This window comes from Streptomyces sp. NPDC001373, assembly GCF_042895815.1.
In the GTDB taxonomy this organism is placed as follows: Bacteria; Actinomycetota; Actinomycetes; order Streptomycetales; family Streptomycetaceae; genus Streptomyces.
In genome coordinates this window covers 17,673-38,549 of sequence record NZ_JBIAWQ010000030.1, presented here as the reverse complement: position 1 = coordinate 38,549, position 20,877 = coordinate 17,673, and the positions used below count along the sequence as shown (strand labels likewise).

At 75.1% G+C, this 20,877-nt stretch carries 26 protein-coding genes and 2 pseudogenes; 17 read left to right on the top strand and 11 right to left on the bottom strand.

The genetic code is table 11. The annotated features are described in order from the left end of the window. Positions 1-102: 102 nt before the first annotated feature. Together ACFY15_RS34935 and ACFY15_RS34930 are read right to left on the bottom strand one after the other, a co-directional pair. Positions 103-1,131, bottom strand: coding sequence for an SRPBCC family protein (locus ACFY15_RS34935; protein ID WP_390826838.1), 1,029 nt, complete (start codon positions 1,129-1,131; stop codon positions 103-105). 4 nt (positions 1,132-1,135) lie between these two features. Next, complete coding sequence (locus ACFY15_RS34930; RefSeq protein ID WP_390826836.1) at positions 1,136-2,110, bottom strand: histone protein; 975 nt, start codon at positions 2,108-2,110, stop codon at positions 1,136-1,138. 163 nt (positions 2,111-2,273) lie between these two features. On the opposite strand from ACFY15_RS34930, the gene ACFY15_RS34925 reads away from it, so the two are divergent. The 10 genes from ACFY15_RS34925 to ACFY15_RS34880 all read left to right on the top strand — a co-directional run bounded on the left by ACFY15_RS34925 (position 2,274) and on the right by ACFY15_RS34880 (position 6,953). Beyond that, positions 2,274-2,570, top strand: a complete 297-nt coding sequence (locus ACFY15_RS34925) for a gas vesicle protein (protein ID WP_390691349.1) — start codon at positions 2,274-2,276, stop codon at positions 2,568-2,570. A 32-nt stretch (positions 2,571-2,602) separates the two neighbouring features. Beyond that, positions 2,603-3,085 carry a gas vesicle structural protein GvpA gene (locus ACFY15_RS34920; RefSeq protein WP_390691348.1) on the top strand — a complete coding sequence of 161 codons (483 nt, stop codon included), beginning with the start codon at positions 2,603-2,605 and terminating at the stop codon, positions 3,083-3,085. A gap of 6 nt (positions 3,086-3,091) precedes the next feature. Beyond that, a complete protein-coding gene (locus tag ACFY15_RS34915; RefSeq protein ID WP_390691347.1) occupies positions 3,092-3,802 on the top strand; it encodes a GvpL/GvpF family gas vesicle protein in 711 nt (236 codons plus the stop codon). Between the two features lie 14 nt (positions 3,803-3,816). After that, on the top strand, positions 3,817-4,065 hold the full coding sequence (locus ACFY15_RS34910) for a gas vesicle protein GvpG (RefSeq protein ID WP_390691346.1): 249 nt from the start codon (positions 3,817-3,819) through the stop codon (positions 4,063-4,065). Positions 4,066-4,144: 79 nt separating this feature from the next. Beyond that, positions 4,145-4,555: a gas vesicle protein gene (locus ACFY15_RS34905; protein WP_390826842.1), complete on the top strand. Its 411-nt coding sequence runs from the start codon at positions 4,145-4,147 to the stop codon at positions 4,553-4,555. Next, positions 4,552-5,373, top strand: coding sequence for a GvpL/GvpF family gas vesicle protein (locus ACFY15_RS34900; protein ID WP_390826835.1), 822 nt, complete (start codon positions 4,552-4,554; stop codon positions 5,371-5,373). Before ACFY15_RS34905 ends, ACFY15_RS34900 begins: the two co-directional genes overlap by 4 nt. Before the next feature lie 5 nt (positions 5,374-5,378). Continuing rightward, complete coding sequence (locus ACFY15_RS34895; protein WP_390826833.1) at positions 5,379-5,600, top strand: gas vesicle protein; 222 nt, start codon at positions 5,379-5,381, stop codon at positions 5,598-5,600. Beyond that, positions 5,590-5,994 carry a gas vesicle protein K gene (locus tag ACFY15_RS34890; protein ID WP_390691342.1) on the top strand — a complete coding sequence of 135 codons (405 nt, stop codon included), beginning with the start codon at positions 5,590-5,592 and terminating at the stop codon, positions 5,992-5,994. The genes ACFY15_RS34895 and ACFY15_RS34890 overlap by 11 nt, the downstream gene beginning before the upstream one ends. 67 nt (positions 5,995-6,061) lie before the next feature. Further along, entirely contained in the window at positions 6,062-6,430 is a 369-nt protein-coding gene (locus tag ACFY15_RS34885; RefSeq protein WP_390826832.1) for a hypothetical protein, read from the top strand. Between the two features lie 310 nt (positions 6,431-6,740). Beyond that, entirely contained in the window at positions 6,741-6,953 is a 213-nt protein-coding gene (locus ACFY15_RS34880; RefSeq protein WP_390826831.1) for a hypothetical protein, read from the top strand. Between the two features lie 10 nt (positions 6,954-6,963). Here ACFY15_RS34880 and ACFY15_RS34875 read toward each other — a convergent pair whose 3' ends face one another. Continuing rightward, a complete protein-coding gene (locus tag ACFY15_RS34875) occupies positions 6,964-7,341 on the bottom strand; it encodes an STAS domain-containing protein (protein ID WP_390691339.1) in 378 nt (125 codons plus the stop codon). Positions 7,342-7,642: 301 nt separating this feature from the next. Between ACFY15_RS34875 and ACFY15_RS34870 the strand changes: the two genes are divergently transcribed. Beyond that, complete coding sequence (locus ACFY15_RS34870) at positions 7,643-8,212, top strand: hemerythrin domain-containing protein (protein WP_390691338.1); 570 nt, start codon at positions 7,643-7,645, stop codon at positions 8,210-8,212. Positions 8,213-8,476: 264 nt separating this feature from the next. After that, positions 8,477-8,810 (top strand): annotated as a pseudogene (locus ACFY15_RS34865) (thiamine pyrophosphate-binding protein); the annotation flags it as partial. Between the two features lie 84 nt (positions 8,811-8,894). Here the strand turns inward: ACFY15_RS34865 and ACFY15_RS34860 are convergent. Beyond that, entirely contained in the window at positions 8,895-9,413 is a 519-nt protein-coding gene (locus ACFY15_RS34860) for a DUF6328 family protein (RefSeq protein WP_390826830.1), read from the bottom strand. 136 nt (positions 9,414-9,549) lie between these two features. On the opposite strand from ACFY15_RS34860, the pseudogene ACFY15_RS34855 reads away from it, so the two are divergent. Continuing rightward, positions 9,550-9,990, top strand: a pseudogene (locus ACFY15_RS34855) (enolase C-terminal domain-like protein); the annotation flags it as partial. Between the two features lie 212 nt (positions 9,991-10,202). On the opposite strand, the gene ACFY15_RS34850 reads toward ACFY15_RS34855, so the two are convergent. Both ACFY15_RS34850 and ACFY15_RS34845 read right to left on the bottom strand, forming a co-directional pair. Then, positions 10,203-11,318 carry an ABC transporter substrate-binding protein gene (locus ACFY15_RS34850; protein ID WP_390691336.1) on the bottom strand — a complete coding sequence of 372 codons (1,116 nt, stop codon included), beginning with the start codon at positions 11,316-11,318 and terminating at the stop codon, positions 10,203-10,205. Between the two features lie 299 nt (positions 11,319-11,617). Beyond that, positions 11,618-11,827 (bottom strand): hypothetical protein, encoded by a 210-nt coding sequence (locus ACFY15_RS34845; RefSeq protein WP_390691335.1) that lies wholly within the window; start codon positions 11,825-11,827, stop codon positions 11,618-11,620. Positions 11,828-12,081: 254 nt separating this feature from the next. On the opposite strand from ACFY15_RS34845, the gene ACFY15_RS34840 reads away from it, so the two are divergent. After that, positions 12,082-12,948, top strand: coding sequence for a DMT family transporter (locus tag ACFY15_RS34840; protein ID WP_390691334.1), 867 nt, complete (start codon positions 12,082-12,084; stop codon positions 12,946-12,948). A gap of 10 nt (positions 12,949-12,958) precedes the next feature. Here ACFY15_RS34840 and ACFY15_RS34835 read toward each other — a convergent pair whose 3' ends face one another. Beyond that, entirely contained in the window at positions 12,959-13,201 is a 243-nt protein-coding gene (locus tag ACFY15_RS34835; RefSeq protein ID WP_390691333.1) for a hypothetical protein, read from the bottom strand. A 590-nt stretch (positions 13,202-13,791) separates the two neighbouring features. Continuing rightward, entirely contained in the window at positions 13,792-14,283 is a 492-nt protein-coding gene (locus ACFY15_RS34830) for an FBP domain-containing protein (RefSeq protein WP_390691332.1), read from the bottom strand. Positions 14,284-14,419: 136 nt separating this feature from the next. Here ACFY15_RS34830 and ACFY15_RS34825 point away from each other — a divergent pair, with 136 nt between their 5' ends. Beyond that, positions 14,420-15,655, top strand: a complete 1,236-nt coding sequence (locus tag ACFY15_RS34825; RefSeq protein WP_390691331.1) for a GDSL-type esterase/lipase family protein — start codon at positions 14,420-14,422, stop codon at positions 15,653-15,655. A gap of 263 nt (positions 15,656-15,918) precedes the next feature. On the opposite strand, the gene ACFY15_RS34820 is transcribed toward ACFY15_RS34825, so the two are convergent. After that, positions 15,919-16,497: a hypothetical protein gene (locus ACFY15_RS34820; RefSeq protein ID WP_390691330.1), complete on the bottom strand. Its 579-nt coding sequence runs from the start codon at positions 16,495-16,497 to the stop codon at positions 15,919-15,921. A 428-nt stretch (positions 16,498-16,925) separates the two neighbouring features. On the opposite strand from ACFY15_RS34820, the gene thpR reads away from it, so the two are divergent. Then, positions 16,926-17,510, top strand: a complete 585-nt coding sequence (gene thpR / locus ACFY15_RS34815) for an RNA 2',3'-cyclic phosphodiesterase (protein ID WP_390691329.1) — start codon at positions 16,926-16,928, stop codon at positions 17,508-17,510. Between the two features lie 129 nt (positions 17,511-17,639). On the opposite strand, the gene ACFY15_RS34810 is transcribed toward thpR, so the two are convergent. Both ACFY15_RS34810 and ACFY15_RS34805 read right to left on the bottom strand, forming a co-directional pair. Continuing rightward, positions 17,640-19,040 carry a carotenoid oxygenase family protein gene (locus ACFY15_RS34810; protein WP_390691328.1) on the bottom strand — a complete coding sequence of 467 codons (1,401 nt, stop codon included), beginning with the start codon at positions 19,038-19,040 and terminating at the stop codon, positions 17,640-17,642. Continuing rightward, positions 19,037-19,678 (bottom strand): TetR/AcrR family transcriptional regulator, encoded by a 642-nt coding sequence (locus tag ACFY15_RS34805; RefSeq protein WP_390691327.1) that lies wholly within the window; start codon positions 19,676-19,678, stop codon positions 19,037-19,039. Before ACFY15_RS34805 ends, ACFY15_RS34810 begins: the two co-directional genes overlap by 4 nt. Before the next feature lie 379 nt (positions 19,679-20,057). Here ACFY15_RS34805 and ACFY15_RS34800 point away from each other — a divergent pair, with 379 nt between their 5' ends. Beyond that, positions 20,058-20,720, top strand: coding sequence for an intradiol ring-cleavage dioxygenase (locus tag ACFY15_RS34800; protein WP_390691326.1), 663 nt, complete (start codon positions 20,058-20,060; stop codon positions 20,718-20,720). The last annotated feature ends 157 nt before the right edge of the window (positions 20,721-20,877 follow it).

The window sequence follows — 20,877 nt, the reverse complement described above, 5'->3', positions numbered from 1 at the left end:
CGTGCCTCAGGCAATCGCCCGCACTCACCCCCCCGCGGCGGCCGGTTGGGTGGGGGGCCCCCCCCCGGGGGGGGGGGCGCCCTCCACACGAACCGGGCACGGTCAGCGACGGCGTGTCCGACGGGGGCGTTCCTCCTCCGGCTCCTCCTCGGCTTCGCCGCCTTCTTCCTCGTCCTCTCCTTCGTCCTGCGGCTCGACGTCCTCCTCGTCGTACTCCCCTTCGTACTCCTCGTCCTCGTCCTCGTCCTCCGCCTCGTCCGCGTTCTCCTCCGGCTCCTCCTCCTGCTCCGGCTCCTCCTGCTCGGACTGCTCCTGTTCGAGGGCCTCCTCGTGGGTGGTCACGACCTCGCCGTCGCGGATCTCGCCGCGCCACCCCTCGACTTCCTCATCGCCGGACAGCGTCACGTGGCGCAGGAAGTGCTTCAGGTCCAGGCGCATACGGCGGCCCTGGGCGCGCCAGAGGTTGCCCGTCTTCTCGAACAGGCCGGAGGGGTAGTACTCGACGACCAGCAGCACCCGGGTGAGGGACGGGGCCAGTTCGTGGAAGCTGACGCATCCGCGCGTGGTCCCCTTGGCCCCCTCCGAGCTCCAGACGATCCGATCGTCGGGGACCTGCTCCTGGACCGTGGCCTTCCAGCTCCGTGTGGAGGGGCCGACCTTGACCTTCCAGTCGGAGCTGGTCTCGTCGCCCTGGGAGACGCTGCGGACGCCCTTGGCGAAGCCGCTGAACTCCTCCAGCTGCGTCCAGTGGTCGTAGACGGTGCGCAGGGGGAGGCCGACGTCCACGGACTCGGCGATGTGGGTGGGCTTGGAACCGCTCTTGCGGCTTCTGCCCTTACCGCCCAGCAGTCCGCTGCCGACTTCCTTGGCCTTGTCGACCAGACTGCCGACCGTGCCGCCCACGGCGGCCTTGACGGGTGAGTCGCCCTGGAGGAGCCGACCCCCTATCTGCGCGAGGGAGCCCCCGCCGTCCGCCACGTCGTAGAGCTGGTCGGTGAGGTCGTCGATCTTGTCGGCGGCCTTGTCGACCAGGTTTCCCGCCTGCGCCGTGAGGTAGTCGCCGACCTCGCCCAGCAGTTGGTCCATGGGAGACGTCTTGCTCCGGGAGCGGGAGCGTTCGGTGATGGCCATGGCGCTACCTCCGGGTCGACGACTTGCGGGTCGACGTCTTGCGGGTCGTCGTCTTCTTCGCCGGGGCGGCGGTCTTCCTCGCCGTGCCGCTCCGGGCACGGCTGGAAGCGGTCTTCTTCGCCGGGGCCCGCTTGGCCGGTGCGCGCTGGGTCGCCGCCTTCTTCGTCGGCGGCTTCTTCGCGGCGGCCTTCTTCCCGGCGGCCTTCTTCGCGGCCGCCTTCTTCGCCGGCCGCTTGGCGGCCGGCCGGTCCGCGGCTGCCTTCCCCGCCGGAGCGCGCCGCGGGGAGGAGGTCTTCTTCGCGGGGGCGGCCGTCTTCCTGGACGACGTGTCGCGGGAAGCGGTCTTCTTCGCCGGCCCGGCCGTCCTGCTCGACGACGAGGAGGCGCGGGACGACGTGCCGGCCGGTGCGGAGGAACGCGCGGAGGCCCGGCGGGCGTGCGGTGCGCCCCGTGTCCTGCGCGGACTCTCCTCCTCGGCCTCGCCCTCGTCCTCGTCCTCGCCTTCGTCCTCCTCCGCCTCGGGTTCGTCTTCCTCGGCCGCCTCCTCGTCCTGGTCCTCGGCCTCCTCCTCGTAGGGCTCCTCGTCCTCGTCCTCGTAGGCCCGGTCGTCGCCCTCGTCCTCGTCGTATCCGGCTTCGTCCTCGCCCTCGTCCTCGTCCTTGGGTCCCCGGGTGAGCTCGAGGGTGCGCTCGTGGAGCGTGTCGGCCAGGCCGGACAGCTGGCGGTTGGCAGCCGCCGCGAGGGCCTTGCGGCCCGCGTCGAAGGCCTCGCCGCGCAGCTGTTCGCCGAGTTCCGCGACCTGGGGCATCTCGCCGAGCTTCTTCAGGCCCTGCGTCATGAGCTGTCCCGGATCCAGTCCGAACCTGCGGCCGGCGAGGTAGGTGGCCAGGGACAGGGCCATGCGCCCCTTCTTCGCCCGGCCCAGTACGTAGCCTCCTGCGATGGCGGCCGCCAGGGCGATCTTGCTCGCGTCGTCCATCAGCCTGGTCCCTTCCGAAATCGGTGCGTGCGATACCTAAGGGCCTGCTCGCACCGAAACGGAATATGCGGACATATGCCAAAAAATTCTGTTTTCGAGGTGTGCCGCGCGCACACCTGGGGAGGGGCGCTAGTCCATGGAGATTCGTTCACGAGGGGAGCACATGACCACGCGACGACCAGCCCGCAGGCGCGGTGCGCCCGGAGCGGCCGCGGTGCTGCGCGCAGCCGCCGAGCAGCTCGCAGAGCTGCTGGGACGCCCGCCCGAATCGGTGTCCTCCGTGAAACCCACGGAGGACGGCTGGGAGGCGGTCGTGGAGGTGGTCGAACTGGAGCGCATCCCCGACACCACCAGCATCATGGGCAGCTACACCGTCGCGCTGGACGAGGAAGGCGAGCTGATCTCCTACGAGAGGACCCGGAGGTACAGCCGGGGCATGGTCGACCGGCCGGACCGCTGACGGCGGTGACGGCAGGGAAGGGAAGCGACGCCATGACGATGATGCCGCAGGGAGCGGGCACGACCGTCAGGGGCGACGGCCGAGGCGCCAACACCAGCAGCCTCTACGACGTCCTGGAACTCATCCTCGACCGCGGACTGGTGATCGACGTCTTCGTACGCGTCTCGCTGGTCGGGATCGAGCTGGTGAAGATCGACGCGCGCATCGTGGTCGCGAGCGTCGACACCTATCTGCGCTTCGCGGAGGCGTGCAACCGGCTCGATCTGGAAGCCGGACGCAAGGCCCCCGCACAGCTGCCGGAGGTGGTCGGGGACGTCCTCGAGGGCGGCAGCAAGGGCAAGAGCAAGGGCGCACTCAGCGGCGCGGTCGAGGCCGTGAAGGAGTCGCTCACCGGCGGGGGCGAGGAGGAGCCGGAGGACGACGAGGACGACACCGACGAGGAGCGGGAAGAGGAAGCGCAGCCCGTCCGGCGCCGCAGGGCCGCGCGTCGGCCGGCGCGCCGCGAGAGGGAGTGACCACCCATGGCCGTCTACGTGTACGCCGTGACCCGGCGCGAGCACCCCTGCCGGGTGGACGGGCTCACCGGCGTCGGCCCGGACGCCCCCGCCGTACGCACGCTGGAAGGCGGGGCTCTGCGGGCCGTGGTCAGCGACGTGAGCGGGGAGGTCCGCCCCAAGAGGCGGGACGTGACCGCCCATCAGGCGGTCCTGGACCGGCTCCTGGCCGACGGGACCCCGCTGCCGCTGCAGTTCGGCTACACCGCGCCCGACGACGGGACGGTACGGCGGGTCCTCGACGACCGCGCGGACGTCTACCTCGCCGCCCTGGCCGACGTGGAGGGGTGCGCCGAGTTCAACGTCAAGGCCGAGCAGGAGGAGGGACTGCTCCTGCGCAGCATCCTGGACGAGTCACCGCGCGCGAGCAGGCTGAACGAGGAGATCCTCGCCGGGGACACGGATCCGCGGCTGCCCCTGGAGCTGGGACAGCTGGTCGCCACCCAGGCGGACCTGCGGCGCGCGAAGGCGTCCGAGGAGTTCATCCGGGCCCTCGCGCCACTGGCCCGCATGTACGTCGTGCACCCGCCGACCGGCGAGGACTTCCTCAACCTCTCGCTGCTCGTCCCCCGGGACGGCGAGGACTCCTTCCTCGACGCGCACGCCGGTCTCACCCGCGACGTCGGCGTCCGGACCCGGGTGGCCGGGCCGCTCCCGCCGTACAGCTTCGTTCCGTAGGAGGGAGCACGGCCATGGGACTGCTCGGCAAACTGATCACCGCGCCGCTGCTCCCGGTGCGCGCCACGCTCTGGGTGGCGGAGCGCGTGGCGGAGGAGGCGGAGGCGCGCTACTACGACCCCGGTCCCGTGTGGGCCGAGCTCGCGGCCCTCGAACGCCGGCTGGTCGCCGGGGAGATCGACGAGGAGACGTTCGACCGCGAGGAGGACGTGCTGCTCGACCGCCTGCGGGAGATCGAGGAGTTCCGCGGCCCCGACCGGTGACCAGCCCCCGACCCCCGACCAGACCAGACCAGACGTGACCCCACGAGACCCGCCGGAGGTGAGCACGGTGACCGACCCGATGGCCCGCAGGTTCGGCTCGGAACCCGCCATGGGCGGCTACCCGCCCGGTTCCTCGGCCAGCCTGGCCGACATCCTGGAGCGCGTGCTCGACAAGGGGATCGTGATCGCCGGCGACATCCGCATCAACCTCCTCGACATCGAGCTGCTGACCATCAAGCTGCGCCTCCTGATCGCCTCCGTGGACAAGGCGAAGGAGATGGGCATCGACTGGTGGGAGCACGACGCGTCGCTGTCCTCCGGCGACGGGAACCGGTCGCTGGCCGCCGAGAACGAACGGCTCCGCGCCGAACTCGAGGAACTGCGCCGCACGTCCGCCCTGCCCATGACCCGTGCGGCGGCGCCGGAGAGCGCCGCCCGCCGGGAGGACGCGGCCCCCGCACGCGGCGCCCGGCGCAGGCCGCCGTCATGAACGCCCCGTCGGCCCCGCCCGCGCCCGTGCTCACGTACGTCTACGCCGTCACGCCGCCCGCGCCCGCCGTCCTTCGGCTGCTGCCCGGCCTCACTGGCGTGTCGGGCCGCCCCGTCACGCTGCTCCAGCCGCCCGGCGGCGATCCGGGGCCGGTCGCGTTCGTCATCAGCGACGTCCCGCGCCCGGCATGGGACGAGGACGCGCTCAGGGCCCGCTTCGAGGACCTGGGATGGCTGGAGGAAACCGCCCGCTGCCACCACCGCGTCGTCGAGGCCCTCGCCGCGCACACCACCGTCCTGCCCCTGCGCCTGGCCACCCTCTACGAGGACCACGCCGCCGCGCTGGCGGCCCTGCGCGGGCGGGGCCAGGACTTCGCCACGCTGCTGGCCCGCCTCAGCGGCCACACCGAGTACGGGGTCAAGGTCTACGTACGGCCCGCCCCCGCCCCGGACGCCGGCGCCCGGCCTGCCGGGGCGAGCCCCGGCCGGGCCTACCTCCAGGCCCGGCAGAACCAGCGGCACGCCCACGAGGACCACCACCGGCAGGCCGGGCTGGCCGGCGAACGCGTCGCCGCCGTCGCCCGCCGCTTCACCGCGGACCGGGTGAGCCACCCCGCCCAGAACGGGCCGCTCACCGCCGCGTCACCGGAGGAGAACGTCCTCAACGACGCCTACCTGGTGGCCGACGCCCACGCGGAGGCCTTCCTGTCGGCGCTGGCGGGTGCGGCAAGCGGCCTTCCGGGCGTGCGCGTCGAGGTCACCGGCCCCTGGGCGCCGTACTCCTTCGCCGTCGCGCCGCCCCCGCCCGAGGCACCGTGACCGCCATGAGCGCCGCCGACCGCCGTGACGCCGCCCTGCCGGGCCGGCAGGTCGCCCTCGTCGACCTCCTCGACCGGCTCCTGGCGGGCGGGGTCGTCATCGCGGGCGACATCGTGATCTCGATCGCCGACATCGACCTCGTACGGATCTCTCTGCGCGCCCTCGTCTGCTCCGTCGCCACCACCGACGGCCCCCGGCCACCGGACGGGATCCGCGATGGCTTCTGACGGCCGCTCCTCCCGGCGCCCCGCCGTCCCCGACCTGGACGGCGTCGGTGACGCGATGGCGCGGGCGCTGCGCCTGCTGCCTGCCACCCCCGCCGAGACGGCCGGCCCGTCCACCCCCGGCCGGCGCGTCCGCACGGGCGCCGACAGCGCGGCGGAGGACCTGGTGAAGCTCGTCCTGACCCTGGTGGAACTGCTGCGCCAGCTCATCGAGCGCCAGGCACTGCGCCGCGTCGAGGCCGGCGGCCTCAGCGACGCGCAGGAGGAGGAACTCGGCGCGACGCTCCTCGCCCTCCACGAACGGATGACCGAACTGTGCGCCCAGCACGGATACGAGCTCGCCGACCTCAACCTCGATCTGGGGCCCCTGGGCCCGCTGCTGCCCCCGTCCGGCTGACGGCGGGTCCGGGGCAACCGCGTGTTTCCCGGGGCGCTGCGCACTGCACGGCACTACGCTCCGCAGGATGGAGCGCGCAGAGATACTCAAGCGGGTGATCGGCATCCTCACCGAGGCCCAGGACGTCCGCCGGGCCGTGGAGAACGGCCGGGACGAGGACCCCGGCCGGGCGGAGGAGCCCGGAGTGGCCACGCTGCTGCTCAACGAGATGCTGCCGTCGATCCGGGTCCCCGCCGACGCGTCGCCGCAGCAGGTGGCGGCGCTGGTGGCCGAAGCCCTCGGCCCGGCCCTGCACACGATGGTCTCCGGGTTCAGCCTGGCGTTCACCAGCCTGGCGATCGCGCACGACGCCGGGCGTACGGACGTCTCCTCGATCGAGGTGCTCCAGGAACTCGCCCTGGAGATCGAGGCGGGCACCTACGACGACGGCGCGTAGGGCCGCGGCCGGGGGCCCGCCCCATGGCGCGGGCCCGGTTTCACGGCAGGCCCGGTCTCAGCGCCGGGCGGGCCGGGTGGGCGTCGTCCAGCGGGGTGATGCCGGTGAAGCGCACGGCCCCGCGCGGCCCGGGTGCGGGCGGCTCCTATTCGCGAGACGGCCCCTCCCCGCGCAGCGGCCCGCCCGCTTCCCCGGAGGCCTGCGGCGGGGAACGCCCGTCCGCCCGGCGGCGGGCGGAGAACCTCGTTTCCGGCGGTGCGATCCGGGCAGCCGCCCGGCGAGGTATCCCGAGAGCGGGAGGAGGCTCCCGATGACACGCGGAAGCGGAACAGGCGGAACGGAGCGGCGGGAGGACCGGGCCGGACGCGACGGGAAGCGGCCGGCCCCTCCCTCGCGGGACCCCGGGGAGGCGGGCGGCCCCGAGGAGCGCGAACGCGCCGACCGGGCCGGCCCCGGCGCCACGGGTGACGGAGCCGCCGACGCCGTCCCGGCCACTCCCCCGCCGGCGGAGCCCCCGGACTGACGTCCGCGGATCAGGTGGTCCGGTCCGCACACAGGCGGTCCAGGGCCCGGCCGAGCGTGGGGTGGCAGGGGAGCAGGCTCGCGGCGCCGGTCAGCTCCAGGAGGCGGAGCAGCTGCGGGGTGGGAGCGGCCAGGGCCAGGCCCAGGCCGGACGCGGCGGTGTCCCTGCGCAGCCCGATCAGGGCGTTGAGGAGGGTGGAGTCGCAGAAGGCCAGGCGCTCGCAGTCGACCACGACGGCGGTGGTGGCCCGGTCGACGGCCCGGGCGAACGCCGTGAGCACCGCGGGCCGGTCGTCGATGTCGATCTCCCCGGCGAGCCGGCACACCACCACCCCGCCGGGCCCTGCCGGACGGTCGAGGGAGACGGGTACAAGAGCCGGGTCGAGCATGCGGGGCCTTCCGTGGGGGCGGGCCGGCGCCGCCCGGTCCGGGCGGCGGGGCCACGGGGAGCGGGCCGGACGGATGTGTGCGCTGGTGCCAGCGTCCGGCAGAAGGCGACGGCGACGCTGCCCCGTGGGCGAAGTCTCCCGTCCGGGAAACGAAGCCGGCCGGTCCCGGCCGCGGCCCGTCCCCGGGGGCGGGTGCCGGGCCGCGGTCGCCCGGCGGGGCGGCAGGCATGGAAGCGCGGACCACGGGCAGGCGCGTGAGGACCGGAACGCGAAGACCCCACGAACGGAAGGATGCTGAGCCATGGGACACGGCGGCGATGTGGTGGCGGAACTGACCGCGGACCACGACGAGGTCAGGGACTACTTCCAGAGGCTGGGCCGGACCGTCGCCCCGGAGGAACGGCGCAACCTCGCCGACCTCCTGACGATCGAACTGGTACGGCACTCGGTCGCCGAGGAGCAGTACCTCTATCCGGCGGTACGCGAACACCTCCAGGACGGTGACCTCATCGCCGACAAGGAGATCGCCGACCACGGCCGGGCCGAGCGCCTGATGAAGCAGCTCCAGGAGGAGGACGCGGCCGGGACCCGGTTCACCTCCCTCGTGCGCGAGCTGGAGGCGGACGTACTGGCCCACATCCACGACGAGGAGCGGAACCTCTTCCCCGCCCTGCGGCACGCCTGCGCCCGGGACGTGCTCGACGACCTGGGCGACAAGACCCGCCGGGCCAAGAAGACGGCGCCGACGCGCCCGCACCCGGGGGCACCGTCCACACCGCCGGCCAACAAGCTGCTGGGCCCGGGCATCGGGCTGGTCGACCGGGCACGCGACCTGCTGTCGGGGCGCGGCAAGGACGACAAGGCGGCCTGAGCGGGCGAGGCCGTCGTCGCCACGGGCCTCCGCCGCGTCGGCCGACGCGGCGGAGGCCCGTATGTGCCGGTCGCGCGGGGTGCCGGCCCGGGCGGGCGGCGTCGTTTCGGGTGCGCGGGCCGGGGCGGGCGCAGCCCGAGGCCGACGCCGGTTCGACGGGCGGAGGAGCGTTCCCCACACTCCCGGGCGGCATGCGGCCCCGGCGCCGCGCACCGGGCCGGCGCCGGACAGCCGTGACGACAGCAAGCAGGAGGGAGCGGGACGATGAAGGTGGCCGACTACGTGTTGCAGCGCCTGCGGGAGTGGGACGTCGAGCACGTCTTCGCCTATCCCGGTGACGGGATCAACGGGCTGCTCGCCGCGTGGGGGCGGGCGAAGGAAGCACCCCTGTACGTCCAGGCCCGGCACGAGGAGATGGCTGCCTTCGAGGCCGTCGGCTACGCCAAGTTCGCCGGCCGGACCCGGAGTCTGCGCGGCGACGTCCGTGCCCGGGGCGATCCACCCGCTCAACGGGCTGTACGACGCGAAGCTCGACCGCGTCCCGGTGGTGGCGCTCGCCGGGGGGAGCGGGCCGGTGACGGCCGGCCGCACCCCCCAGGGCCCGGGCCCGGCCGGGCCCTGGGGGGCCGCCCCGGTGGCCGTGCGCGCGGGTGCGCGGGGCCGGGGACGGTGGGACGGTGAGTCACTCCTCGTCCGTGTGCCGCTCCCGCGCCCACAGGGGGAGGGCGAACCAGCACAGCAGGTACCAGGCCACCACCCCGCTGACCAGACACGGGACGAGCACTCCGTGGGTGGCCACCCGCAGGACGAGCAGGAGGGCGGAGGTGAAGGTGACGAGCAGCAGCACGATGCCGGCGAAGGTCAGCCGCGCCGCCCAGACCACCGCCTGGGGTTTGATCCGGCGCCCCGAGACGATCCGGTGGAAGGACACCGGGCCGATGAGCGCGCCTGCGGCCAGGGAGCCGGCCACCACCGTGCCGATGTAGATCGACGTGTCGGTCTCCGACAGCCTCTGGAAGCGCGGGGTGAAGGCGACCGTCAGCAGGAAGCCGAAGAGGATCTGCACGCCCGTCTGGGCGACCCTGATCTCCTGCATCAGCTCCTGCCACTGCCGGTCGGCCCGCTCCTCCGCGGTCTCGTTCCGGCCCCGGTCCGTTCGCCCTCCGCCGTCCGGCGGAGCGGCGGCGTGCCGCTCGTTCATCCCTGCGGGTTCCTCCCGTACGGCGTGGCACTGGTCGGCTCCGCGCCTACCCGCTCGTCCCCGCCCGCACACGCCCCGCGGGGCAGGACTGCGGACGGTGCACGGGGGCAGGCGCCCGGCGACCACGGCGAGGAGGCCGGTGTCCTCGGACGGCCTGTCCGGGCTGCGGCTGCTGCGCGACCGCCTGGACTGCGACGTGGCGGCCGGCGAGTACGGGTACGACCTGCCCTGCTTCGCCCGGATGACGCAGGCCGGGGCCGTGGACTGCCTCCAGGCCGACGCCACCCGCTGCGGCGGGATCACCGAGTGGCTGCGGGTCGCCGCGCCCGCCCGGGCCCAGGGCCTGGAGCTGTCGGCGCACTGCGCGCCGCACGTCCACGCCCATACGGCCGCCTCCGTCCCCGGCTTCCGGCACATCGGGTGGTTCCACGACCACGCCCGGCTGGAGTCGCTGCTCTTCGAGGGCGAGGGCCTGCTGGACCCGTCCGGCGGCACGGTGCGTCCGGCCGCCTCCGGGGCACCCGGTCTGGGGCTGGCGCTGCGCCGGAGCGGTGCGGAGGAGTACCGGGTCGCCTGACGCCGACGGGCCGACGCCGCCGCGGTCGCGCGGTGCGTCCGGACCCATCGGCGGGCCGCCGGCGGATCACATGGCCTGTGGCATCACTCCTGCGCGAGCCCGGGCCCCGCCGTCCGCGGCCGCCGCCCCCGCCCGGTAGCGCGCGGGCCGTCGCCCGACGGGACGGCCGGCGCGGGCGCGGGCCGTCCCGGGCTGTGCGGGCGCCGGCCGTTTCAGGCCGTGTGGAGGACGCGGAAGCGGTCGCGGTCGGCCGGGTCGCGGTCGACGACCTGGACCGGCGGCCAGGCCCACTGCCGGACGCCGATGCCCGGCACCCGGGAGAACCGGATCTCCCCGCGGGTGCCCTCGACCGCGACGTGCGGCCAGGCCCCGGCGGTGCGCGCCCAGTCTCCGGCGCCGTGCGAGCGCAGCACGTCGGCCAGGACGGTGACCGTGTCGTAGCCCTCGAAGGCGACGAAGGAGGGGGCTTCACCGAGCCGTTCGCGCAGCACGGCCCCGACCCGCGCCCCGAGGGGGCTGAGCCGCTCGGGCAGGTAGCGCAGGAAGGGGACCCCGGTCCCGTCCTCGCCCAGCAGCGCGTCCCATTCGGTGAACTCCGGCTGTCCGGCGGGCGCGCCGATCGTGAGGCCGGTGAGTCGCCGGTCGCGGCGGACGGCACGGACGATCGGCACCGCCGGCTCCGGGAGCCCCACCAGCAGCAGGAGGGCGGTCGCCCGGTGGGCCAGGAGTGCGTCGCACACGGCGGCGGGCGTGAGCGTGCGCATGTCGAGTTCGACGAGGGTGGCACCGCGGGGGGCCAGGTGGTCCCGCAGGACGCGGGTCCCGGAGGCCCAGTAAACGCTGGCGTCCGCCGCGACGGCGACGCGGCGGTGTCCGGCCGCCAGGAGGAAGTCCGCGTAGGAGCGCCAGCCGTGGGACTGTGCCGGGGCCATGCGGGCGACCCGTTCCGTGGGCCCCTCCGTGAGCTCGTCGAGCACCGCCGACGAGCAGAGGAACGGCAGACCGAGGGCGTCGGCGCGGGTGGCGGCGGCGCGGGCGACGACGCTGTGGTATTCACCCACCAGGGCGGCCACCCCCAGCCCCGCCAGTCCGTCCACCGCCGCCACGGCCTTCTGCGGGTCGGCCGCGGTGTCGCGGACCACCAGTTCGAGCGGGCGCCCGGCGATACCGCCGACGAGGTTGACCTCGTCGGCGGCGAGCCGGAGGCCGGCGAGCAGGTGGCGGCCCGCCTCGACCCAGCCCGGCCGGGTCAGCGGGGCGAGGGCGCCGATCAGGACGGACGGCCCGTCAGCCGGCCGCGTTCCCGGCGTGGAGGGCGGCGTCTTCATGCGTCGGTGTCTCTCATGCCGGCCATTGCATCCACCCGGATCCCCAACCGCAAGTGCATATCCGCCTGTTCGGCGGGCGGACCGGCCGGGCGCGGCCCGCGCCTGCCGGTCGGGCGCCGGCGGGGCCGAGCCGACGGTGACGCGCGGAGCTACGGGATCGCGCACGTGCCGAAGGCCCCGCCCCGCCCGCCGAAACGCTCGCCGCGACCCTCGCGGGTGCCGAGGGCCGCGCAGAGGAAGAAGGCCGCGGCGCAGAACGCCGGCTGACACCCTGGCACCCGTGGACCGCTCGCCCGCCCCTACGCCGCCGGCGACCGGGGACCCTCGGAAGGGCACTCCTCGGCCTCCTGGCGGGTGTCGATGTCGGCGCGCCGCATGAACCTCTCCCAGCCTTCGGCGGCACGGGCGCGCGGGGCCCGGCCCGGGGCCGCGGCGTCGGGTTCCTGGAGGTCGAAGGTCCGTCCGCTGGCACCGGGATTCCTGCGGGGCAGCGAGGGGAAGGTGGACATGCGCGTTGCTCCTCTCCGACGGGGACGCAACGGGCGGGACCGGGGTCCACGACGCCGCCGCGAGGGGGAGCACGTCCGGAGCGGACGGGCGGCCCCGGGGTGCGGTGACCACCTTCGCCGCAGGACGGCCCATCGATCAATGGCCGCGCCCCCGCGAATTCCGCGTCACGGCGTGGCCGGACCGGGGGGACCGGACGGGGGACACGGTGGTGGCGCCGGGGCGCGCGCCGGGGCGGTGCGGTGAGGATCGGGGGATGGGCTTCGTGCTGCCGGTCCTCTTCGCGCTGTTCGCGGCGTTCAGCAACGCGCTCGCGACGGTCCTCCAGCGGCGGGCCTCGCTGACCGTACCCCAGAGCGACGGCTTCCGGTTCGGGCTGGTCCTCGACCTGCTGCGCCGGCCCCTGTGGGTCGGGGGGATCCTGGCCGTTGTCGCGGCAGGGGCCGGGCAGGCCGCGGCGCTGGCCACGGGCGCGCTGTCGCTCGTGCAGCCCCTCTTCGTGCTGGAGCTGCCGCTCGCCCTGCTGATCGCCTCGCTGGTGGCGCGCCGCCGGCTGCCGGGGGCCGTGTGGCTGGCGGTGGCGGCGGTGGTGGCCGGGCTGGGGGTGGTCCTGGTGGCCGCCGCGCCCTCGGGGAACCGTACGCACGTCCCGCTCGACCGCTGGGCGCTGGCGCTGCCGGCGTCCGCGGGCGCGGTGGCCGCCCTGGCCGTGGCGGGGCTGCGGCGGCCGCCCGGCCGGATGCGGGCGGGCTGTCTGGGCGCGGCCACCGCCGTCTGCTACGCGCTGACCGCCGCCCTGATGAAGTCGGCCGTGCACACCCTGCGCGAGGGCGGGATCGGGGCGTTCCTGACCGCCTGGGAGACGTACGCCTTCGGCGCGAGCGGCATCTGCGCGGTCCTGCTCCTCGAACACGCGATGCAGGGCGGCCCGCTGGTCGCTTCCCAGCCCGCCCTGACCCTGGGCGACGCCGGAGTCAGCGTCACCCTGGGGGTCCTGCTGTACGAGGAGCACCTGCGCACCCACTGGTGGCTGCTCCCCCAGTTGCTCGGCCTGGCCCTGATCTGCGCCGGTGTCCTGGCCCTGGCCAGGTCGGACGCGGGGGCCGGGGCGGAGGCGACGTGATCCGGGCCCCTCACAGGGCGACGACGATGACCGCCGTCGCCCTGCCACTGCGCACCAGGGCGTTCCACCTCCCCTCCGCCGCCGGGGCCGACGCCGGCGCCGGAGGGGGGACGGCGGGCGGGCGGGGGCTCGGGGGCACGGCCGTGTTCCCGGAGCCGGGCACGCGGGAGGCCGCGAACACTCCGGGGGCCACGCGCACGGCCCCCGCTTCCATGGCGGCGGCGAGGAGGGAGACGCGGTGGATCCGGGTCATGGGGTTCTCCTTGGAATACGAGGCGCGGCCTGGCCGTCCGCCATGCGTCCGATGGTTTCGAGAAGCCGACGCCTCGGGCGGCACCGTCTTCCTCTCCTCCATTGGGCTCCGGAGGGAGGCCCGCCGTCACGTCCCTGGACTTCGGGGCTTGACGGCCGTACGGGTGACGTGCGGGGTGCGGTGGGGTGTGCCAGCGGGGCTGAGATGTCGGCCTTCCGCCCGATGGCAGCCACGGCGAACGGAGCGTGCTGCGGGACATCCGATCCGTCGGGCCGCACTGCGGCGGCGTGTGGCGGCGGGGTGCGCCGGGCTGCGGCCGGCGCTGTCCGGGTCGGGTGCGGTGGCCCGTGCGGGCCGCGGATCCGTCCCCGTCTCCGTCGCCCTCCGGCTCCGGGGAGGCGGGGCGGCTCGACCCGCGGATCGCGGAGATCATGCGCAAGCCCGAGTACCGGCACGCCCAGTGGGGCCCGGCATCCCGGGCGTCGACGGGCTGCTCGCCGAGAACCGCCGCGACTGCCCGGCGCGCGGGAAGGTGTTCGCCACGACGGGTGCGGCCGTGGCCGCCACTCAGGCGGTCATCTGGGCGACGCTCAGGCGGTCACCTGGGCGACGAAGGCGGCGAGGTTCGCCGCGGTCCGCGCGACCTTCTCCTCCACCGTCAGCGTCTCGTGGAGCCTCGCGCCCGCGGCGGTCTCCTTACGGCCGCGCACGTACAGCGAGCAGGCGAGGTCGTCGCACAGGTAGGCGCCGACCGAGTTGCCCTCCTGTCCGGCCCGGCCGGCCTTCGGCGCGACCATCAGGGCCACGCCCCCGTCGTGGGCGGTCAGGCATATCGAGCACATGCTGCGCCGTGCCTGCCCGGCGGGCCGGGCGGGCCGGCGCAGCACGAGGCCCCTGGCCCGGCCGTCGACCTCGGTCACCAGGTAGGCGCGGCCCGGGGACTGGGGGTCGCGCCAGCCGAGGTAGTCCAGGTCGTCCCAGGGGCGTTCGCCCAGGTCGCGCGGGACCGACAGGCGCCTGGCCTCGCCCTTGGTGCAGTTGACGAAGGCGGCGCGGATCTCTTGCTCGGTCAGTGGCTTCATGGGCAGCACGCTAACTTGCCTAAAGGATTTAGGGAAAACAATAATCGATGCAGGCAGGCGGTCGACGTCCCAAGGACCCCGCGTCAGCCCGGAGCGGGCCGGAGGCCCGGCCCCCGCACCCCCAGGAAGGCCCACCATGGACCCCCGACACCCTGCCGCCCGGCCGGACCGCGACGCGGCGCCCGCCCCCGCCGCCACCCACACCACACCCGTGACCGCGGACCTGCTGCGCGGGGCCCTCGACACCGAGTGCACCGGGCGCGGCCTGCTGCCGCACCGGCTGCCCGCCCGGGCCCGCGCCCAGAACACCGACGGGCAGCTGGCCATGGCCGAGTCCCAGCCCTCCGGCGTGCGGCTGGCCTTCCGCAGCGCGGCGACCGTCGTCGAGCTGGACACCCTGCCCGTCAAACGGATCTACCCGGGCGCGCCGCCGCGCCCCGACGGCGTCTACGACCTCCTCGTCGACGGCCTGCCGGCCGGACGGGCGAGCGCGGCGGGCGGCGACACCGTGACCGTCGACCTGGCCACCGGCCGCACCGAGCACCGGAGCGGGCAGCCGGCCACCCTGCGCTTCACCGGCCTGCCCGGCCGGACGAAGGACGTGGAGATCTGGCTGCCGCACGACGAGACGACCGAGCTCCTCGCCCTGCGCACCGACGCCCCCGTCGCCCCCGCCCCCGACTGGGGCCGCCGGGTCTGGGCGCACCACGGCAGCTCGATCAGCCAGGGCTCCGGCGCCGCGAGCCCCACCGGCACCTGGCCGGCGCTCGCCGCCTCCCTCGGCGGGGTGGAGCTGGTCAACCTGGGTCTGGGCGGCAGTGCACTGCTCGACCCGTTCACGGCCCGCGCCCTGCGCGACACCCCGGCCGACCTGATCAGCCTCAAGATCGGCATCAACCTGGTCAACGCCGACCTGATGCGGCTGCGCGCCTTCGGCCCCGCCGTCCACGGCTTCCTGGACACGGTCCGCGAGGGGCACCCGGCCACCCCGCTGCTGGTCGTCTCGCCGCTCCTGTGCCCCCTCCACGAGGACACCCCCGGTCCCACCGCCTTCGACACCGCCGCGCTGGCCACGGGAAGGCTGCTGTTCCGGGCGGCGGGCGACCCCGCCGAGCGCGCCGCCGGGAAGCTGACGCTCACCGTCGTCCGCGAGGTGCTGGAGCGGATCGTGCGGGAGCGGGCGGCCGAGGACCCGCACCTGCACCACCTCGACGGCCGGGCGCTCTACGGCGAGGCCGACGCCGCCGAGCTGCCGCTGCCGGACGCCCTCCACCCGGACGCCGCCACGCACCGCCGGATCGGCGAGCGCTTCGCCCGGCTGGCCTTCGGCCCGGGCGGCCCGTTCGGGAACTCCGCGGACGGGGCCCCCTGACGTCCGGTGTCAGCGGCCCACGGGGGCGGCGGCCGTGCCGTCCGCCGGCGGGCGCGGTGGAGCAGCCGCCAGGCCTCCGGGACCGCACCGTCCGCCGGTAGCGGGACGGCCGTCAGGGCGGCGACGACCCTTGCCGCGGACGGAGCGGATCGCCGAATTCCTGGATCCGCGCCGGCAGGTCCCGTCCGCGTGCGGGAGGTGCGGCTCGCGCTGCGGCTCCGCCGGGCCCGCCGCGCCCTGGGGACGTGACGCGGCCCTGCCGGTCAGCGCCGGCAGGTGTAGTGCGTCAGGCGGGAGCGGGCCTCCTTCTCGGAGATCCCGAGGGCGGTGCCGATGGACTCCCACGACAGGTCGTCGGCCTCGGCGATGTAGGCGGCGTCCCGGGCCACGCTCCTGGTCACCCTCTCCAGTGCGGCCACGGCCTTGAGCGCGGCCACCGGGGCCTGGCCTGCCAGGTTGTTCAGCTGGTCCTCCACGCGCTCGAGGAGGTGGGCCAGTTCGGCGGGCAGCGGTACGGTCCGGGCCTCGACCTCGTCGAGGTGGCGTTCCCAGTCCCCGCGGGGTCCCTCGATGACCTGCTCGTACAGGCTGTCGGACTCCTCGGTCGCGCGGTCTATCGGGTACTGCGCGGCGCCGCGCCAGCCGCACGCGCAGGCGGCGCGCGCGGCGGCGGCCCGGGGCCGGTTCAGGATGCCGCTGTAGGCCCACCACTCCCGCGTCTGGCGGAAGTCGGAGCCGGTGCCCGGGTCCAGGTAGACCGGGCCGGGCTCGGTACCGTCCGCCAGGAGCGCGCCGGCCCAGCCCTCGTGCGAGGCCCCGAACTCCTCCGCCGTCCACCCCATGCCCACTCCCCGTCAGCCGTCCCGCGCGGCCGCCCCGCCGGGAGCGGCGGCCGCATGCTCTCGACCCACCCTGCCCACATCCGGGCCGGGCCAAGCGGCGCACACCGCCCCGTTCGCGGCGCGCAGGGCGCGCACCGCGAACCACGCGCCACGCCGGCTCCACCGGCCCCGGCCCGCGCCGGCCGTGACACGATCCGTGGTCACGGCCGGAGCGAGGAGCAGGGGTCGCATGGGCACGGGCTGCGAGCGGGCCGGGGGCGGGAGCTGCCGGCCGGCGGCCGTCGGCGGCCGGCACCCGTGGGCGCCGGGGCCGTGGCGGACGTACGGGAGCGGCTCGCCGCCCCGCCGGCTCGTGCTGCCGGAGGCCGTACCGGGTCCGACTGACCGTCAGCTGGTTCCGGCGGCCCCGGCACGGTACGAAGTCCCTTGTGAACCATCAGACCCACAGCGCGACCGTCCGCTTGTTCATCGCCCTCGCCCCGCCCGACGACGCGAAGGAGGAGCTGGAGCGGGAGCTGCTGCCCGCCTACGAGGCGTACCCGCGCATGCGGTGGAACCGGATCGAGGACTGGCACATCACCCTGGCCTTCCTCGGCGAACTCCCGGTCGCGGCCGTCCCCCGCCTGCGCGGGCCCCTCGCCGGCCTCGCCGCGATACGCCGGCCCCTGCGGCTCGCACTGCGCGGCGGGGGCCACTTCGACGAGCGGGTGCTGTGGACCGGGATCGACGGGGACCTCGACGGGCTGCACCTGCTGGCCTCCGAGGTCCGCTCCCTCGTCAAGGAGTGCGGCATCCCCTACGAGGGCCGACCCCTGCGTCCCCACCTGACGCTGGCCCGCTCCCGCCGCAGCGACACCGCCAGCGTGCCGGAGGCCGCCGCCGGCCTCACCGCGTTCTCCGGCCGGCCCTGGCACGCGGGGCGGCTGCACCTGGTGGGCAGCAACATCGGGCGCGGTCCGGGGCCGATCCACTACCGCGACATCGAGTCCTGGGGGTTCGGGGGCGGGAACTGAGCACCCGGGGCGAACAGCTCCTGGGCATCAGGCCGGCCGGCGGCAGGCCTGATGTACCTCAGAACGGCCCCGCCCTGTGCGAGGAGGTACGGGCGGCGGTGGAGGGCCGCTGCCCGCTCGTTGCCGGTGTCAGAGGTCCGGGATCCAGTTGCCGTGGAGGCCGAGGGGCACCCGGACGGGCAGGTGGACGCGGGCGAGGGGGCGGCCGGTGAGGTCCTGGGCGGAGAGGATCACCAGGTCCGCCGCGCCGCGGTCGGGGTCGTGCACGTAGGCCATGAGGTAGCCGTCGTCCTCGTCGGCCGGCGGCGCGGCGGCCGACGACGCGGTGGGGGGTCCGGCGGGGACGAACACGGCTTCGCCGACTGCCGCGAACCGGCCGAACTCGTGGGCCTCGGTGGTCCCGCGCAGCAGGTCGTGTTTGAGGAGCGCGTTGCTGAACCCCTCGGCCGGGCGCGGGTCCCCGGGGCCGGCGGGCGGGGCGTACAGTTCGACCGCCGCGGCGTAGCCGTAGCGGTACGGGCGGCCGGTGAAGGCGGCGTTGACGCGCGGGAACTCCTGGACACGGTCGTCGAGGCACTCCTCGCGGATCCTGCCGGCGGCCAGGTCGACGGTCCAGCGGTGCAGGGTGGGGCGGCTGTTGCCGAAGTCGCGGATGTCGAAGCCCTCGGGGTGGCGGACGATGTCGACGACGAGGTCCGTGCCGGTCTCGTAGGCGTTGAGGGTGTGGCCGACCAGGCTCGGCGCCACCTCGAACCAGCGCACCTCGCCGCCGGCCCGGGGCATGACGCCCACGCGTGCCGGACGGTCGTGGTCCCAGACGAAGGGCACCCCGGTGGAGAGGTGGGCCGCGCTGAAGACGACGGGACCGTCGTAGAGGACGATGTGATGGTCGGTGAGCGCGAAGTCGTGCATGTAGGGGCTGCCGGGCGCCGCGATGGTCGTGGCGCGCCGCACGGTGCCGGTGTCGTCCGTCACGATGTGCTGGACGTGCTCGGAGCCGTACCGGAAGGCGAGGGAGTGCAGTTCGCGGGTGCGCGGGTCGAACACGGAGTGGGCGTTGGCGTTGAAGCCCTCGGGGGTCGCGCCGAGGTCGCAGGGGCCGATCGTGTCCAGGTCGTAGCCGAGCTCGTACGGCCGTAATCCCCCTTCGATCAGGACGAACGTGCGTCCCGCCAGTCCGGCGACCTGGACGTTCGGCGCGAAGTCGGTCCGCTCGTCGACGGGCGCGCCGCGCCGCGGCTCCCCGAGCCGGTCCGCGACGGAGGCGGAGCGGACCCAGCGGTTGCGGTACCACTCGGCGCGGCCGTCGCGGATGCGGACGCCGTGCACCATGCCCTCGCCGAGGGTCCACAGGTGCGCGGCAGGGTCCTCCACGCCCAGCGGGTTGGGGCCCGTGCGCAGATAGCGGCCGCTGAGCTCTGCCGGTATCCGGCCGGTGACGGGGAGGTCGTGGGCGGTGACCTCCTCGGTGACGGGGGCGAAGTTGCCCGACAGGTAACGGTTGGAAACGGAGGTCCTGGTATTCGTCATGCGGGGCGTCCTTCGTCCGTGGTGGTGGCGGGCCGGGCCAGGTACGCCCCGGCGACGGCGGTCATCAGTGCCTCGTAGCGGCGGGCCGCCGTGTCCGGCGGGAAGTGGCCGCCCAGTTCCAGGCTCACGGCCCCGTGGGCGGCGGCCCACAGGAGCTTGGAGATCTCGCGGGCGTCGCCGGGACGGAAGACCCCGGCGTCGATGCAGGCCGCGACGGCGGCGGCGGAGACGCCGAAGGCCTCCTCGGCGACGGCCAGGGACGCGACGCCCGGGCGGTAGCCGGGGACCGGCTGCTCGAACATGATCCGGTAGTAGGCCGGTTCGGCCAGCGCGTGCGCCCGGTAGGCGGTCCCGAGGTCGCCGAGGTGCGTCAGCGGATCGGGCGAGCCGGGCACGTCCTCCTGTGCGCGGCGCAGCCGGGCGAACCCCTCCTGGTACAGCGCGTCGATCAGGCCCTCCTTGCCGCCGAACATCGTGTACAGCACCTTCGTCGAGGTGCCGATCTCGGTGGCGATCCGGCGGATCGTCAGCGCGGGGATGCCTTCGGTGACCAGGAGGCCGATGGCGCGGTCGAGGACCGCGGTGCGCGCGGCCTCCTGGCCGGACCGCAGGGCGTCCTGATAGAGCGTCGTGGTCATGGGTAACAGTGTAACCCAAAGACAACGGCGTTACCTCCCCCCTGTGATGACGTCGCGCCGGAGGAGGTGCGGCGTGCGCGGGTGCCCGTGGCGTCCCCGGCGCGGGGCGCCGGGGACGGGTCGGTACGGGCGGCCGATCAGGCCCCGGCCGCGGCGGGCGGTGCCGTCCGGCACCCGCCGGCGCTCGGCCGCCGACATGCGGCCCAGCGGGTCCCGGTCGCCCATGACCACCGTGGCGTCCCGCCCCATGGAAGGGAGGCCGGCAACGCCCGGTCGGCCGCGTGTCGGTCGTGGGGCGGGGCGGCGGGCTGCGGCACGGTGGGCTTCGGTGGGCGGCCGTCCGGGTCGGCCGTCCCGGGCGCACGCGTGAGAGGTTCGGATGACCGACGACGGCACCCTCCCGAGCAGTCGCCGCGCCCTCCTGCTGGCGGCCGGTTCCGCCTCCCTCGCCGCGCTGGCAGCCGGCTGCGCACGACCGGCCTCGGCGCCGGCGAGCGGGGCCACGCCCGACTGCGTGCTGGCCGTGAAGGCGGGCGCGGGACCCAACTACGCCGGGCCGGGCCGGACCCGCCCGGACGTCACCGACGGGCGCGCGGGCGTACCGCTGCGGCTGGAGCTGACGGTGGTGCGGGCCTCGGCCGGGTGCCGGCCGCTCGCCGGCGCCGCCGTGGACATCTGGCAGGCCGACGCGGCCGGGGTCTACTCGGAGGGGCGGGAGGCCTATCTGCGCGGGGTGCAGGTGACCGACGGGGCCGGGCGGTGCACGTTCCGGACCATCGTGCCCGGCTGGTACGCGGGGCTGGCCCCGCACATCCACTTCAAGGTGCGGCCCGACGCGGGCACCGAGACGACCTCGCAGTTCTTCCTGCCCGAGGAGTTCCTGCGGGAGGTCTACGCCCGGCAGCCGTACGCCCTGCGCAAGGCCCCGCGCAACCCCAACGCGCACGACGACCGGTACCGGGCCGCCGCCGGCACCATGACGCTGGCCCCCGTGGCGGAGGGCGCCGGGTACCGCGCCGCCTACACCGTGGGCATCGCCTGAGCGGCCCACCGCTTTTGAAGTTTCAACCTTCAGATGGCGCAAGCGAGTTGGCCGGAACCCGAGATGACTGACGCGGTCCGCCCATGTCATGATCAACCCTCACGTTACTTCTCGGTAACGCATTCAATTCCCCCCATTTACCGAATGGTTCTCCCTA